Origin of the sequence: Klebsiella sp. D-Nf1 (genome assembly GCF_002810515.1) — a bacterium.
Lineage (GTDB): Bacteria > Pseudomonadota > Gammaproteobacteria > Enterobacterales > Enterobacteriaceae > Klebsiella > Klebsiella variicola.
Genome location: NZ_PIOK01000004.1, coordinates 316352 through 330871, shown reverse-complemented (window position 1 = coordinate 330871; position 14520 = coordinate 316352). Strand labels below are relative to the sequence as shown.

Here is a 14520-nt window from a genome sequence, read left to right as displayed (position 1 = left end):
CAATGGCCGTTAAATCACTGAAAAAAGGATATCTGGCGCTGGCGGCTTCCATGCTGCTGGTCGCGCAGGCGCAGGCGACGGAGCTGCTGAACAGCTCCTATGATGTCTCCCGCGAGCTGTTTGCCGCCCTTAACCCGCCTTTTGAGCAGCAGTGGGCGAAGGACAATGGCGGGGACACGCTGACGATTAAGCAGTCGCATGCCGGTTCATCCAAGCAGGCGCTGGCTATTTTGCAGGGCCTGAAGGCGGACGTGGTCACCTACAACCAGGTGACGGACGTGCAGATCCTGCATGACAAAGGCAACCTGATCCCGGCCGACTGGCAAAGCCGCCTGCCGAACAACAGCTCACCGTTCTATTCGACGATGGGTTTCCTGGTGCGTAAAGGCAACCCGAAAAACATTCATGACTGGAACGATCTGGTTCGCTCTGACGTCAAGCTGATTTTCCCGAACCCGAAAACCTCGGGTAACGCCCGATACACCTACCTCGCGGCATGGGGCGCGGCAGATAAAGCCGACGGCGGCGATAAAGCCAAAACCGAACAGTTTATGACCCAGTTTCTGAAGAACGTCGAAGTCTTTGATACCGGCGGACGCGGGGCGACCACCACTTTTGCTGAACGCGGCCTGGGCGATGTGCTGATTAGCTTCGAATCGGAAGTGAACAATATTCGTAAGCAGTATGAGGCGCAGGGATTTGAAGTGGTGATCCCGAAAACCAACATTCTGGCGGAGTTCCCGGTGGCCTGGGTGGATAAAAACGTCAAAGCCAATGGCACGGAAAAGGCGGCGAAAGCCTACCTGAACTGGCTCTACAGCCCGCAGGCGCAAACCATCATTACCGACTACTACTACCGGGTAAACAACCCGAAAGTGATGGACGCCCTGAAGGATAAATTCCCGCAGACCGAGCTGTTCCGCGTAGAGGACAAGTTTGGCTCCTGGCCTGAGGTGATGAAAACCCACTTCGCCAGCGGCGGCGAACTGGACAAACTGCTGGCGGCGGGGCGTAAGTAATGTTTGCTGTGTCGTCCAAGCGCGTGCTGCCGGGCTTTACCCTGAGCCTCGGCACCAGCCTACTGTTTGTCTGTCTGATTTTGTTATTACCACTCAGCGCGCTGGTGATGCAGCTGGCGCAGATGAGCTGGGCGCAATACTGGGATGTGATCACCAATCCGCAGGTGGTGGCGGCCTATAAGGTGACGCTGCTGTCGGCGTTTGTGGCCTCGATTTTTAACGGCGTCTTTGGTCTGCTGATGGCCTGGATCCTCACTCGCTATCGTTTTCCTGGCCGCACGCTGCTGGATGCCTTAATGGATCTGCCGTTTGCGCTGCCGACGGCGGTGGCCGGCCTGACACTGGCTTCGCTGTTTTCGGTTAACGGAATTTACGGTGAATGGCTGGCGAAGTTCGATATTAAAGTGACCTATACCTGGCTCGGCATCGCCGTGGCGATGGCCTTCACCAGCATCCCGTTCGTGGTACGAACCGTGCAGCCGGTGCTGGAAGAGTTGGGGCCCGAGTATGAGGAAGCGGCGGAAACGCTGGGCGCGACGCGCCTGCAGAGCTTTCGCAAAGTGGTGCTGCCGGAGCTGTCGCCGGCGCTGCTGGCGGGTATTGCCCTGTCGTTTACCCGTAGCCTCGGCGAATTCGGCGCGGTGATTTTTATCGCTGGCAACATCGCGTGGAAGACAGAGGTGACCTCGCTGATGATCTTTATTCGTCTGCAGGAGTTTGACTATCCGGCGGCGAGCGCGATCGCCTCGGTGATCCTGGCCGCCTCGTTGCTGCTGCTGTTTTCCATCAATACCCTGCAGAGTCGCTTTGGTCGACGCGTGGTAGGTCACTAATGGCGGAAGTTACTCAATTGAAACGCTACGACGCGCCCCGCATCAACTGGGGGAAATGGTTTCTGATTGGCGTCGGGATGGTGGTCTCCGCCTTCATCCTCGTGGTGCCGATGCTCTATATCTTTATCCAGGCCTTCAGCAAAGGGCTCATGCCGGTGCTGGAAAACCTGGCCAACCCGGACATGCTGCATGCCATCTGGCTGACGGTAATGATTGCGTTGATTACCGTACCGGTGAACCTGGTGTTCGGTACGCTGCTGGCCTGGCTGGTGACACGTTTTACCTTCCCCGGCCGCCAGCTGCTGCTGACGTTACTGGATATCCCGTTCGCCGTCTCGCCGGTGGTGGCCGGTCTGGTGTATCTGCTGTTTTATGGCTCTAACGGCCCGCTGGGCGGCTGGCTTGATGCGCATAACCTGCAGATCATGTTCGCCTGGCCGGGCATGGTGCTGGCGACCATCTTTGTCACCTGTCCGTTTGTGGTGCGCGAGCTGGTGCCGGTGATGATGAGCCAGGGCAGTCATGAAGATGAAGCTGCGGTGCTGCTGGGCGCTTCCGGCTGGCAGATGTTCCGCCGGGTGACGTTGCCGAATATTCGCTGGGCGCTGCTGTACGGCGTGGTGTTGACCAACGCCCGCGCCATCGGCGAATTTGGCGCAGTGTCGGTAGTCTCCGGTTCGATTCGTGGAGAAACGCTGTCGCTGCCGCTGCAAATTGAACTACTGGAGCAGGATTACAATACTGTCGGATCGTTTACCGCTGCGGCCCTGCTGACGTTAATGGCTATTCTGACCCTGTTTTTAAAGAGTATGTTGCAATGGCGTCTGGCCAATCAGAAAGAACGCGCGCAACAGGAGGGAAATCATGAGCATTGAGATTGCCAATATTAAGAAATCGTTTGGTCGCACCCAGGTGCTGAATGATATCTCGCTGGATATCCCTTCCGGACAAATGGTTGCGCTGCTGGGGCCTTCCGGCTCCGGGAAAACCACCTTGCTGCGGATTATCGCCGGGCTGGAGCATCAGACCAGCGGTCATATCCGCTTCCACGGCACCGACGTCAGCCGGTTGCACGCCCGCGACCGTAAAGTGGGCTTCGTTTTCCAGCACTATGCGCTGTTCCGCCATATGACGGTGTTCGATAACATCGCCTTTGGCCTGACCGTGCTGCCGCGCCGTGAACGACCCAATGCGGCGGCGATTAAAGCCAAAGTGACCAAACTGCTGGAGATGGTGCAGCTGTCCCACCTGGCGGAACGTTACCCGGCGCAGCTGTCCGGCGGCCAGAAGCAGCGCGTGGCGCTGGCGCGCGCCCTGGCGGTGGAGCCGCAAATTTTGCTGCTGGATGAACCCTTCGGCGCGCTGGATGCTCAGGTGCGTAAAGAACTGCGCCGCTGGCTGCGTCAGCTGCATGAAGAGTTAAAATTCACCAGCGTCTTTGTCACCCACGATCAGGAAGAGGCGCTGGAAGTCGCTGACCGGGTGGTGGTGATGAGCCAGGGCAACATCGAACAAGCTGATGCCCCGGAGCGCGTGTGGCGTGAACCGTCGACCCGTTTCGTGCTGGAGTTTATGGGCGAAGTAAACCGCCTGCAGGGCACCATTCGCGGCGGACAGTTCCACGTTGGCGCGCACCGCTGGCCGTTAGGCTATACCCCGACATATCAGGGGCCGGTGGATCTGTTCCTGCGTCCGTGGGAAGTGGACATCAGCCGCCGGACCAGCCTGGATTCCCCGCTGCCGGTGCAGGTGCTGGAAGCCAGCCCGAAAGGGCACTACACCCAATTAGTCGTTCAGCCTCTGGGGTGGTATGACGAACCGCTGAGCGTGGTGCTGGCGGGCGATGAGGCGCCGTCACGCGGCGAACGCCTGTTCGTTGGCCTGCAAAACGCGCGTTTGTATAACGGTACCGAGCGTATCGAGCCGCGCGGCGAGCTTGCTCTGGCGGAGTCGGCCTGATAGCTTATTGAGCAGGTCTATCGCCCGGTAAGGCTACGCTTTCCGGGCCTGGAATTTTTACGCGTCTTGTAGGCCGGGTAAGCGAAGCGCCACCCGGCTTTTTTATTGAGTAAAAATCGTGAATACACTCGAACACACCATCGGCAATACCCCTCTGGTCAAGCTTCAGCGTCTGGGTCCGGACAACGGCAGTGAAGTTTGGGTCAAACTCGAAGGCAATAATCCGGCCGGCTCGGTGAAAGACCGCGCCGCGCTGTCAATGATCGTCGAAGCGGAAAAGCGCGGCGAAATTCAGCCCGGCGACGTGCTGATCGAAGCGACCAGCGGTAACACCGGTATTGCGCTGGCGATGATCGCCGCGCTGAAAGGCTATCATATGAAGCTGCTGATGCCTGACAACATGAGCCAGGAGCGCCGGGCGGCGATGCGTGCCTACGGTGCCGAGCTGATTCTGGTCACTAAAGAGCAGGGAATGGAGGGGGCCCGCGACCTGGCCCTTGAGATGGCGCAGCGCGGAGAGGGCAAACTGCTCGATCAGTTTAACAACCCGGATAACCCCTACGCCCACTACACTACCACCGGGCCGGAAATCTGGCAGCAGACCGCGGGACGTATCACCCACTTTGTCTCCAGCATGGGGACCACCGGCACCATTACCGGGGTATCGCGCTTTTTGCGCGAACAGAGTAAACCGGTGGCCATTGTCGGCCTGCAGCCGGAAGAGGGCAGCAGTATTCCCGGGATCCGTCGCTGGCCGGCAGAGTATATGCCGGGGATCTTTAACGCTTCGCTGGTGGATGCGGTGCTGGATATTCATCAGCAGGATGCCGAGAATACCATGCGTCAGCTGGCGGTGCGGGAAGGCATTTTCTGCGGGGTCAGTTCCGGCGGCGCGGTGGCGGGCGCGTTACGCATTGCCCGTGAAAATCCTGGCGCGGTGGTGGTGGCGATCGTCTGCGATCGCGGCGATCGCTACCTCTCCACCGGCGTGTTCGGCGAGGAACACTTCAGCCAGGGGGCAGGGATCTAAGCATCGAGCAGGTCGGTGCCGTAGGAGTTATCGACGGTGCACAGCCAGCGCCCGCCCTGTTTCTGAAAGACATAGGTGGCGCGCCGCGTAACCTGGGATATCCCGTCCGCCGTCGGGATATCCAGCCGGGTCTCCATAATCACCAGCGCGTTGCCGCCGCCTTCAATCACCTCCATTTTCCCCTGAGTCACCACCAGTCGGTGCTGGAAATAGTCGGCAATGGCGATAAAGGCTTTGCGGATATTCTCTTTCCCTCTGACCACCATGCCCGGTTTGACGACCAGCGCGGCGTCTTCTGCGTAATAGGCCATCAGGGTATCGTAATCTTCCTGCGAGATAGCGCGGTCGCAGGCTTCAATAACCGCTTTCAGTGCCAGGTCAGTGTGATGCATCTCTGGTGCTCCTTCTTGTGAGCTATTTGTCCGCCACCGGGACTGTTTTATCCGTCCGGGCGAGCAGGGTATGCAGGTAAGACTGCGCCTGTTGATCGTTTTCCCCGGGGATCCTGACGATATAGGGCTTGCCGGTGATAGACGACGATGATGCCACCTTATCAATAAATTGTTCTGCAGTATCGATACGGTTCCGCGTATTGCTTAATTTCAGCCGCAGATGTGCCACCGCCTCTTCACAACTGTGGGGATCGCCATTGCGCACGAAGGTCAGCTCGTGTTTTTGCGCGAGAGCGTCCAGCATCGCATTGATGCGCGCTTGCTGGTAGGCATTGAGTTTGGCAATGACGGGAAAAGAGAGTAACAGCGCCATGACCGCGCAGAGCAGGTTTTTCATTTTGCGTCCCTTCCTGATTGGGTTGTCCGGTAAAGTCTACTCTCTTCGCGACAGGCAAATTTCGCTTTCAGAAAAGCGCCTGTTTCCGGTCATTTTTCCGTCAATTTGTCGGAGGACGTCCATCACTCACCGATGTGGTCGGCGGGTCAACATGCCGAATGATAAGGCCTGCGTCAGGAGTGGTTTAAGACCAGCGATATATCGGCCGCCAGTCGGCTAATGTCAGCCGCATCCAGATGACCCAGCGACAGGCGCAGCCCGTGCGCAGGCGTCCGGACACCAAATACTTCCCCCTCGCGCACCAGCCAGCCGGCGCGGGCCAGGCGTAAGGCGTAGGGCTGGCTCGCCGCTGGCAGCGGTAGCCAGAAATTGAGGCCATCGCCTGGCGTAGCATGGCTGTAGCCGTGCCGGGCCAGCGCCGCCGCCAGTTTCTCATTCTGCTGGCGATAGTGACGACGGGTCTCCGTCATCGAGGCGATAAACGCCTCATCGGTCAGACACGCCAGCGTCAGGTCCTGCAGCAGATGGCTGACCCACTGGCTGCCGGCGTTAAGCCGCAGGCGCAGCGCCGCTGAGGTATCGGTATCGCTGGCGATAAAGGCCAGCCGCAGGTCTGGTCCGAGGGTTTTTGACATTGAGCGCACCAGCGCCCAGCGTTGCGTGCTTGCAGGAAGAGGGGAGTACCATGGCGTGGCCGACAGCAGGGCAAAATGGTCATCGACGATCGCCAGCACCTGCGGATAGCGGGCCAGCACCTCCCGCAGGGCATGCGCCCGATTTTCCGTCAGACTACAGCCGGTAGGATTGTGCGCGCGTGGGGTTAAGATCACCGCCCGCGCGCCGTTGCGTAACGCCTCCTCCAGGCCGTCAGGATCCATCCCCTCAGCATCCACCGCCACCGGGCAGGGGGTAAAGCCGGCGTAACGCACCATATTGATGCTGCTGAGAAAACAGGGATCTTCGACCACCACGCCGTCGCCGGGCAGCAGCAGAGCGCACAGTAGACGCTCCAGGGCGTCAATCGCTCCGCTGGCGAGATTCACCGCAAAGGGAACTGCTATCTCTTTGGCAAACCACGCCTCGGCCCATTGACCAAGCCGCGGCTCGATGGGAGCATCGCCATACAGGCGTGGTGTGCGGACAAGCTGGCTCAGATAACGGGTTAAATCAGGCAGTCTGGCGGGATCCGGATTGCCGCTGGAGATATCGTTCAGCGGCGTCGTTGGGTCACCGCCCTCCAGCGCCGGTAGCGGATCCCGTGCTTTAATGGCCGTGCCGTTCCGTCCCTGGCTGACGGCCAGCCCGGAGGTGACCAGCCGTTTATAGGCGGCGGCGACGGTATTGCGATTCACCTCCAGCTGGCTGGCGAGCTCGCGTACCGGCGGCAGAACCTCTCCGGGCTGCAACCCGCCGCTCTGCACCAGATGGCGGATATGATCGAAGATATCGCTGGCGGTTTTTCCGGCAAACATTATTGACCTATGACAAAATGAAATTTAGCATAGGACGAATCATAATCAGTGCGTGACCCGCTGTCCAGCGGGGGGAGAAAAGATGGGCCAGCAAGATGACATACAATCAGTGCTCTTTCACGACAAAAGCCGGGCGTCGGAAGTCGATATCGTCGCCGTGCAGTCGCAGGTAGTCTATGGCAGCGTTGGCAACAGCATCGCGGTTCCGGCGATTAAACAGCACGGTTTGCGCGTGCTGGCGGTGCCGACGGTACTGTTCAGCAATACGCCCCATTATGAGACGTTCTATGGCGGCATTATCCCGGAGGAGTGGTTTGTCGGGTATCTGCAGGCGCTGGAGGAGCGCGACGCGTTGCGTGAACTGCGTGCGGTGACCACCGGCTATATGGGCAACGCCGTGCAAATCGAACGTCTGGCGCAGTGGCTGACGCGGGTGCGGGCCCGCCATCCCGGGCTGTGCATTCTGGTGGATCCGGTCATCGGCGATGTCGACAGCGGCATCTACGTTAAGGCTGAGATCCCGGACGCCTATCGTCAGCATCTTCTGCCACTGGCGCAAGGGATCACCCCCAATCTGTTTGAGCTGGAGACGCTGAGCGGCAGGCGCTGTCGCAATCAGCAGGAGGCGGTCGCCGCGGCGCGAAGCCTGCTGTCAGATACCCTCAAATGGGTGGTGATCACCAGCGCGCCGGGAGAGGCGCGTTCGACGATAAATGTGCTGGTGGTGACGGCCGATGCGGTGGAGGTGGTGGCCCACCCACGGGTGGAAACGGACTTAAAGGGAACAGGCGATTTGTTCTGTGCAGAGCTGGTGAGCGGTCTGCTCACCGGCCTGGCGCTGGGGGCGGCGACGCAGGCTGCCGCCCGGCGCGTGCTGGAGGTCATGAACTGGACTGCCGCACAGGGGTGTGACGAACTGATCCTGCCGCCACGGGAGAAAAACAGATGAAAAGCTATCGGTTAGTGATTCGCCAACAGGGGCGCATTGTCGGTCATTTTGATACCACAGGGGAAGCTGCGCTGGAGGATGCCTGCGTGGCGCGGTCGCTGTTCGGCCTGGCCGGAGGGTATCAGTGCGATCTGCTGGTCTCTGACAGTGAGCGACGTATTCTGGAGAGCACGCCGGAGGGATTGCGCATTTTGTCCCGAGAGAAATGCTATCAGCCGGTGACCAGTGCGATATAAAAAAATGGCGCCTTTCGGCGCCATTTTTATGCAGCAAGCATTACTTCTTGATGCGGATAACCGGGGTTTCACCCACAGTTACGCTACCGGACAGTTTGATCAGTTCTTTGATCTCGTCCATGTTGGAGATAACCACCGGCGTCAGGGTAGACTTGGCTTTCTCTTCCAGCAGCGGCAGATCGAATTCGATAACCGGGTCACCGACTTTCACACGCTGGCCTTCTTCAGCGATACGCTTGAAGCCTTCGCCTTTCAGTTCAACGGTATCAATACCGAAGTGAACGAACAGCTCGATGCCGCTATCAGATTCAATAGAGAACGCATGGTTGGTTTCGAAAATTTTACCAATGGTACCGTCTACCGGCGCGACCATTTTGTTGCCGGTCGGTTTGATGGCAATCCCATCGCCCACAATTTTTTCCGCAAAAACCACATCCGGCACGTCTTCGATGTTGACGATCTCACCGGAGAGGGGAGCAATAATCTCAATAGTTCCGGTGTCTTTCTTGTCATCAGAAACCAGAGATTTCAATTTATCAAACAAACCCATGATCTTCTCCTAAGCAGTAATTTGGGCCGCGCATCTCTTGGATTAGCAGATTGTTTTTTCTTCAATGAACTTGTTAACCAGCGTCATTAACTCGTCCGTTGTCGGTTGAGCAAGAGCCTGCTCTGCTAATACTTTCGCATCTTCGAAGTTCGTATTACGAATAATCTTCTTGATGCGCGGGATGGAAATGGCGCTCATAGAGAATTCGTCCAGCCCCATACCCAGCAACAGAAGTGTAGCACGTTCATCGCCCGCAAGCTCACCGCACATGCCAGTCCATTTACCTTCAGCGTGAGAAGCATCAATAACTTGCTTAATCAGATTCAGTACAGACGGTGACATCGGCTGGTAAAGATGTGAAATCATATCATTACCACGGTCAACTGCCAGAGTATATTGCGTTAAATCATTGGTGCCGATACTAAAGAAATCAACTTCTTTGGCCAGATGACGAGCAATGGTCGCCGCAGCCGGTGTTTCCACCATCACGCCGATCTCAATGGATTCGTCAAATGCTTTACCTTCGTCACGCAGTTCCTGTTTGTAGATTTCGATCTCTTTTTTCAGCGCACGCACTTCTTCAACAGAGATGATCATCGGGAACATAATGCGCAGTTTACCGAAAGCGGAGGCACGCAGGATGGCGCGCACCTGATCGCGCAGGATTTCTTTACGATCCATCGCGATACGCACGGCACGCCAGCCGAGGAACGGGTTCTCTTCTTTCGGGAAGTTCATGTATGGCAGCTCTTTGTCGCCGCCAATGTCCATGGTACGCACGATAACGGCCTGAGAGCCACAGGCCTCAGCCACCGCTTTATAGGCCGCAAACTGCTCTTCTTCAGTTGGCAGCGCGTCACGGTCCATGAACAGGAATTCGGTACGATACAGGCCTACGCCTTCGGCGCCGTTGCGCTCAGCACCTTCGACATCGCGAACGGTACCAATGTTGGCGCAGACTTCAACCTGATGGCCGTCGAGGGTAATCGCCGGCAGATCTTTCAGTTTCGCCAGTTCGGCTTTTTCTTCCGCAACCTGAGCCTGCAGATTACGCAGCGCTTCAATTTGCTCGTTAGACGGGTTGACCAGAACCTGGTTGTTCACCGCGTCGAGAATCAGATAGTCGCCGTTTTTCACCTGCGCCGTGATGCTGCCGGTGCCCACGATGGCCGGCAGTTCCAGGGAACGCGCCATGATGGAGGTGTGAGAGGTACGGCCGCCCGCGTCGGTGATGAAGCCCAGCACTTTTTTCAGGTTCAGCTGTGCGGTTTCAGACGGGGTCAGATCGGCGGCGACGAGGATGACTTCATCCTGAATCGCGCTCAGATCGATAATCGACAGACCAAGGATGTTGCGCAGCAGGCGCTTACCGATGTCGCGTACGTCAGCCGCACGTTCTTTCAGGTATTCATCGTCCAGCTCTTCCAGGGCAGTGGCCTGACCTTCGATAACTTCATTGGCTGCCGCGTCGGCAGTCATGTGCTTATCTTTAATCAGGGCTATGATTTCCTGCTCAAGCTCCTCATCTTCCAGCAGCATGATATGCCCTTCGAAGATGGCTTCTTTTTCTTCACCGAAAGTTTCACCAGCTTTGGTTTTGATGACCTCCAGCTGGGCGGAGGCCTTGGCGCGGCCGCTCAGGAAACGTTCGACTTCCTGATCAACCTTATCGGCAGAAATTTTCTTCCGGTCGATGACAATTTCATCTTCCTTCAGCAGCAGTGCTTTGCCGAAGGCGATACCCGGGGATGCTAAAATGCCTGAAATCATAACCCTACCTTACTTGTGACTGATATGAAAAAGAACCCGTGAACTTACTCGAGTTCAGCCATCAGTTTAACCAGATGCTCAACAGCTTTCTGCTCATCTTCGCCTTCAGCGGAGAGGGTCACTACGGTGCCCTGGGTCAGGCCCAGAGTCTGCAGTTTGAACAGGCTTTTGGCGCTGGCGCTTTTGCCGTTGGAGGTTACAGTGATCTCAGAAGTGAAGCCTTTAGCTTCTTTAACAAACTGAGCAGCAGGGCGGGTGTGCAGACCGTTCGGAGCGGTAATGGTAACTTCTTGCTGGAACATTATATTTCCCCAACTTATAGGTTTAGTGTTGTGGACCTAAAGTCTAGTCTAACGACTCGACTTTAGCCTGTATTGTTAGCGCCGGCGTTACGTTTCCGGCCTTGGCGTCGGCAGCGCCTGGCGCTGCGAAGACCTGCGGGCCATTGACGTCTAGCACGTCATTAAACATTATGCCGCGAAAGGAAGACTTGAACCAAATCATAAAATCGATTCAGCTGGCGGAAATCCTCTTCTGAATAATTTCGCGCATCAAAATAAATGTGCTGGTTAAATACCAGACCCTACGAGGTGAATCAATGCCAGGAGGGGTAAAACTTTGACGTGTGCCACAAAAAAGCACCTGAAAAGGTGCTTTTTTACACATTATTTACAAGCTGGCACTACTGTTGCAGTTCTTTCTCAGTGAAGAGATCGGCAAATAGCGCAGTGCTTAAATAACGCTCACCAGAGGAAGGCAGGATAACCACAATATTCTTATTGGTAAAGGCCTCATCTTGCTGCAGCTTCAGCGCGGCGGCAACGGCGGCCCCGGAAGAGATACCCGCCAGGATGCCTTCTTCTTCCATCAGACGGCGCGCCGTGGAGATAGCTTCCTCGTTGGTAATGCCGATCACTTTGTCCACCAGCTTCAGATCCAGGTTGCCAGGAATGAAGCCGGCGCCGATACCCTGAATTTTGTGCGGGCCCGGCTTGAGCTCTTCACCCGCCAGCGCCTGGGAGATGACCGGCGAATCGGTCGGTTCGACCGCGACGGTGATCAGATCTTTTTTGCCCTTGGTGTTTTTAATGTAGCGGCTGACGCCGGTCAGCGTACCGCCGGTGCCTACGCCAGAGATAAAGACATCCACCTGACCATCGGTGTCTTCCCAGATTTCCGGGCCAGTGGTCTTTTCGTGGATTTCCGGGTTAGCCGGGTTGCTGAACTGCTGCAGCAGCAGGAATTTTTCCGGGTTGCTGGCGACGATCTCTTCCGCTTTCTGAATGGCGCCTTTCATGCCTTTTGCGCCTTCGGTCAGTACCAGGTTGGCGCCCAGCGCTTTCAGCAGCTTGCGGCGCTCGATGCTCATGGTTTCCGGCATGGTTAGCGTTAGCTTGTAACCACGGGCCGCCGCCACGTAGGCGAGGGCGATACCGGTGTTGCCGCTGGTCGGTTCGACCAGTTCCACGCCAGGTTTCAGAACGCCGCGCTTTTCAGCATCCCAGATCATATTGGCGCCGATACGGCATTTTACGCTAAAGCTCGGGTTACGAGATTCTACCTTTGCCAGGATACGGCCGTTACCAATGCGGTTCAGTCGTACCAGCGGCGTGTGACCGATAGTCAGGGAGTTGTCTTCAAAAATCTTACTCATGGCCCGTCCTTAACTGTATGAAATTTGGGGGTACGGCATCAGCATACCCGCTTAAAGAATATGCGGAAGTAAGGATTTAGCATATCTATATGCGGAAGGGAAATAATGATAAGCAAGAAGGAATAAGCGAGATATAAGGAGCGGCCTCAGCCGCTCCCGGACGGACGCGTGACGCTACTTCCAGACCGCGTGCTTATCGCGATAGCAATCGACCCACATCGCGGTGGCGCCGCAGATGGCCACCGGCAGGATCACCAGGTTTAACACCGGGATCATGGTAAACAGGCTGGTGAGCGCCCCAAACTGCATATTTATCACTTTGCGGCTGCGCAGCGCTTCGCGCATGGTCTTGAAGGGGACCTTATGATTATCAAAGGGATAATCGCAGTATTGAATCGCCAGCATCCATGCGCTGAACAGGAACCAGAGTACCGGCGCGACGGTCTGCCCCACGCCGGGAATAAAGTAGAGCAGCAACAGCACGATGGCGCGGGGCAGGTACCAGGCCAGCTTCTGCCACTCACGCTTCATGATGCGCGGAATATCCTTCATGATGCCAAAGACGCCGACGTCCGGCGGGGTGGCGCCAGTCAGACGCGCTTCCAGCTGTTCCGCCAGCAGGCCGCTGAACGGCGCAGCTATCCAGTTGGCGATAGTCGAAAAGAAGTAACCAAACACCAGCAGAATCGAGAGCACCACCACCGGCCACAGCAGGTAATTAAGCCACTGCAGCCAGTCCGGCACATGGCTCATCAGCGACGGGATCCAACTGTCGAGACGGGTAAACAGCCACCAGAAGGCTCCGCCCATCAGCAGCACGTTAACCAGCAAAGGCAAAAAGACATAACGCCGTATGCCCGGCAGCCCGATGAGTTTCCAGCCCTGCGAAAAATAGTAAACGCCGCTACGCGGGGTCGGTGCGGATGATGAAACCATAGCCAGGCAATGCTCCTTTTTTAACATCCAGTGTGAATGCTCGCTTATTTTATCGGGTCGCCAGACAATAACCAGTTAGGAAATGTTCGAAAAAACAGCAAAAAGCACGATTTAGTTCATCTTTATGTGGTGAAAGCCACCGACGCACTTGCACTTGAGGTAATCGGCAAATACTCTTAGTGAGTAAATGTTTGCCGTGGTGGCAAGGTGTTAGAACAACAGAGAATATAATGATGCAGGATTTGCGTCTGATATTAATCATTGTTGGCGCGATCGCCATAATCGCTTTACTGGTACATGGTTTCTGGACCAGCCGTAAAGAACGTTCTTCGATGTTTCGCGATCGCCCACTGAAACGTATGAAGTCGCGCGACGATGAGTCGGAAAACGACGACTTTGATGATAATGTTGAAGGCGTAGGTGAAGTCCGCGTTCATCCGGCCACTCACGCCCCGCACGGCGCGCATGGGGAGCATGAAGCCCCTCGTCAGGCGCCGCAGCACCAGTACCAGCCGCCTTACGAGCGCCAGATGCAGCAGCCTGTGCGTCCTGAAGAACCGGTTCGCCAGCCGCAGCAATCGCCGCGTCAGGCCCCGGTTCAACCGCAGGGACAGCAGCCTGCGCCGCATGTGGCTGCGCAGCCTGGCTGGCAACAGCCGCAGCCCGCGCAGCCGCCCGTGCAACCCCAACATCAGCCGCAGCCCGTTGTGCAGCAGACTGTCGCACCGCAGCCGGTGACGCCGACCGTCGCTCAGCCGCAGCCTGCCGCCCCGCAGCAGCCTGCGCCACAGCCTGTTGCCGCGCCGCAGCCCGCCGTCGCCGAACCGCAGCCGGTAGAGCCGCAGCAGCCTGCCGCGCCGCAGCCGAAAGAGCGTAAAGAGACGGTCATTGTGATGAACGTCGCCGCCCATCACGGCGCACAGCTTAACGGCGAGGTGCTGATCAACAGCATCCAGCAGGCCGGCTTCAAGTTTGGTGAAATGAATATTTTCCACCGCCATCTGAGCCCGGATGGCAGCGGCCCGGTGCTGTTCAGCCTGGCCAACATGGTGAAGCCGGGGACCTTCAATCCGGACAGCATGGCGGATATGATGACCCCTGGGGTGACTATTTTTATGCAGGTCCCTTCCTACGGTGATGAACTGCAGAACTTCAAGCTGATGCTGCAGTCTGCGCAGTATATCGCTGATGAAGTGGGCGGCGTGGTGCTTGACGATCAGCGTCGCATGATGACGCCGCAAAAACTGCGTGAATACCAGGATCGTATTCGCGAAGTGAAAGACGCGAACGCCTGACGTCCCGCGTTATCTCAACTCCTTCTCA

16 protein-coding genes are annotated in these 14520 nt (G+C 57.0%); 8 read left to right on the top strand and 8 right to left on the bottom strand.

Annotation, left to right across the window (positions count from 1 at the left end; translation table 11 throughout):
* The first annotated feature begins 2 nt into the window (after positions 1-2).
* From cysP to cysM, 5 genes are all read left to right on the top strand, one after another.
* A complete protein-coding gene (gene cysP, locus CWM54_RS18305; protein ID WP_061153723.1) occupies positions 3-1019 on the top strand; it encodes a thiosulfate/sulfate ABC transporter substrate-binding protein CysP in 1017 nt (338 codons plus the stop codon).
* Positions 1019-1852: a sulfate/thiosulfate ABC transporter permease CysT gene (gene cysT / locus CWM54_RS18300; RefSeq protein WP_100681080.1), complete on the top strand. Its 834-nt coding sequence runs from the start codon at positions 1019-1021 to the stop codon at positions 1850-1852. The genes cysP and cysT overlap by 1 nt, the downstream gene beginning before the upstream one ends.
* On the top strand, positions 1852-2727 hold the full coding sequence (cysW, locus tag CWM54_RS18295) for a sulfate/thiosulfate ABC transporter permease CysW (RefSeq protein WP_008803867.1): 876 nt from the start codon (positions 1852-1854) through the stop codon (positions 2725-2727). The genes cysT and cysW overlap by 1 nt, the downstream gene beginning before the upstream one ends.
* Complete coding sequence (gene cysA / locus CWM54_RS18290) at positions 2717-3811, top strand: sulfate/thiosulfate ABC transporter ATP-binding protein CysA (RefSeq protein ID WP_100681079.1); 1095 nt, start codon at positions 2717-2719, stop codon at positions 3809-3811. Before cysW ends, cysA begins: the two co-directional genes overlap by 11 nt.
* Before the next feature lie 118 nt (positions 3812-3929).
* Positions 3930-4841: a cysteine synthase CysM gene (cysM, locus tag CWM54_RS18285; protein ID WP_012540938.1), complete on the top strand. Its 912-nt coding sequence runs from the start codon at positions 3930-3932 to the stop codon at positions 4839-4841.
* On the opposite strand, the gene CWM54_RS18280 is transcribed toward cysM, so the two are convergent.
* From CWM54_RS18280 to ptsJ, 3 genes are all read right to left on the bottom strand, one after another.
* Positions 4838-5233 carry a YybH family protein gene (locus tag CWM54_RS18280; RefSeq protein WP_100681078.1) on the bottom strand — a complete coding sequence of 132 codons (396 nt, stop codon included), beginning with the start codon at positions 5231-5233 and terminating at the stop codon, positions 4838-4840. The genes cysM and CWM54_RS18280 overlap by 4 nt on opposite strands.
* A 22-nt stretch (positions 5234-5255) precedes the next feature.
* Positions 5256-5630 (bottom strand): YfeK family protein, encoded by a 375-nt coding sequence (locus CWM54_RS18275; protein ID WP_061153728.1) that lies wholly within the window; start codon positions 5628-5630, stop codon positions 5256-5258.
* Between the two features lie 173 nt (positions 5631-5803).
* On the bottom strand, positions 5804-7102 hold the full coding sequence (ptsJ, locus tag CWM54_RS18270) for a transcriptional regulator PtsJ (protein WP_100698045.1): 1299 nt from the start codon (positions 7100-7102) through the stop codon (positions 5804-5806).
* A gap of 82 nt (positions 7103-7184) precedes the next feature.
* Between ptsJ and pdxK the strand changes: the two genes are divergently transcribed.
* Entirely contained in the window at positions 7185-8051 is an 867-nt protein-coding gene (pdxK, locus tag CWM54_RS18265; RefSeq protein ID WP_100698043.1) for a pyridoxine/pyridoxal/pyridoxamine kinase, read from the top strand.
* The gene (locus CWM54_RS18260; RefSeq protein WP_012540941.1) at positions 8048-8287 is read left to right on the top strand and encodes a hypothetical protein; all 240 of its coding nucleotides are present in this window, start codon (positions 8048-8050) and stop codon (positions 8285-8287) included. Before pdxK ends, CWM54_RS18260 begins: the two co-directional genes overlap by 4 nt.
* 40 nt (positions 8288-8327) lie before the next feature.
* On the opposite strand, the gene crr is transcribed toward CWM54_RS18260, so the two are convergent.
* The 5 genes from crr to cysZ form a co-directional block, all read right to left on the bottom strand.
* Complete coding sequence (gene crr, locus CWM54_RS18255) at positions 8328-8837, bottom strand: PTS glucose transporter subunit IIA (RefSeq protein WP_008803873.1); 510 nt, start codon at positions 8835-8837, stop codon at positions 8328-8330.
* Positions 8838-8879: 42 nt separating this feature from the next.
* The gene (ptsI, locus tag CWM54_RS18250; RefSeq protein ID WP_008803874.1) at positions 8880-10607 is read right to left on the bottom strand and encodes a phosphoenolpyruvate-protein phosphotransferase PtsI; all 1728 of its coding nucleotides are present in this window, start codon (positions 10605-10607) and stop codon (positions 8880-8882) included.
* 44 nt (positions 10608-10651) lie between these two features.
* A complete protein-coding gene (gene ptsH / locus CWM54_RS18245; protein WP_002913505.1) occupies positions 10652-10909 on the bottom strand; it encodes a phosphocarrier protein Hpr in 258 nt (85 codons plus the stop codon).
* A 380-nt stretch (positions 10910-11289) separates the two neighbouring features.
* On the bottom strand, positions 11290-12261 hold the full coding sequence (cysK, locus tag CWM54_RS18240; RefSeq protein ID WP_012967478.1) for a cysteine synthase A: 972 nt from the start codon (positions 12259-12261) through the stop codon (positions 11290-11292).
* A 174-nt stretch (positions 12262-12435) separates the two neighbouring features.
* Entirely contained in the window at positions 12436-13197 is a 762-nt protein-coding gene (gene cysZ / locus CWM54_RS18235) for a sulfate transporter CysZ (protein WP_061153732.1), read from the bottom strand.
* Between the two features lie 230 nt (positions 13198-13427).
* Between cysZ and zipA the strand changes: the two genes are divergently transcribed.
* Complete coding sequence (gene zipA / locus CWM54_RS18230) at positions 13428-14492, top strand: cell division protein ZipA (protein ID WP_165785943.1); 1065 nt, start codon at positions 13428-13430, stop codon at positions 14490-14492.
* Positions 14493-14520: the final 28 nt, after the last annotated feature.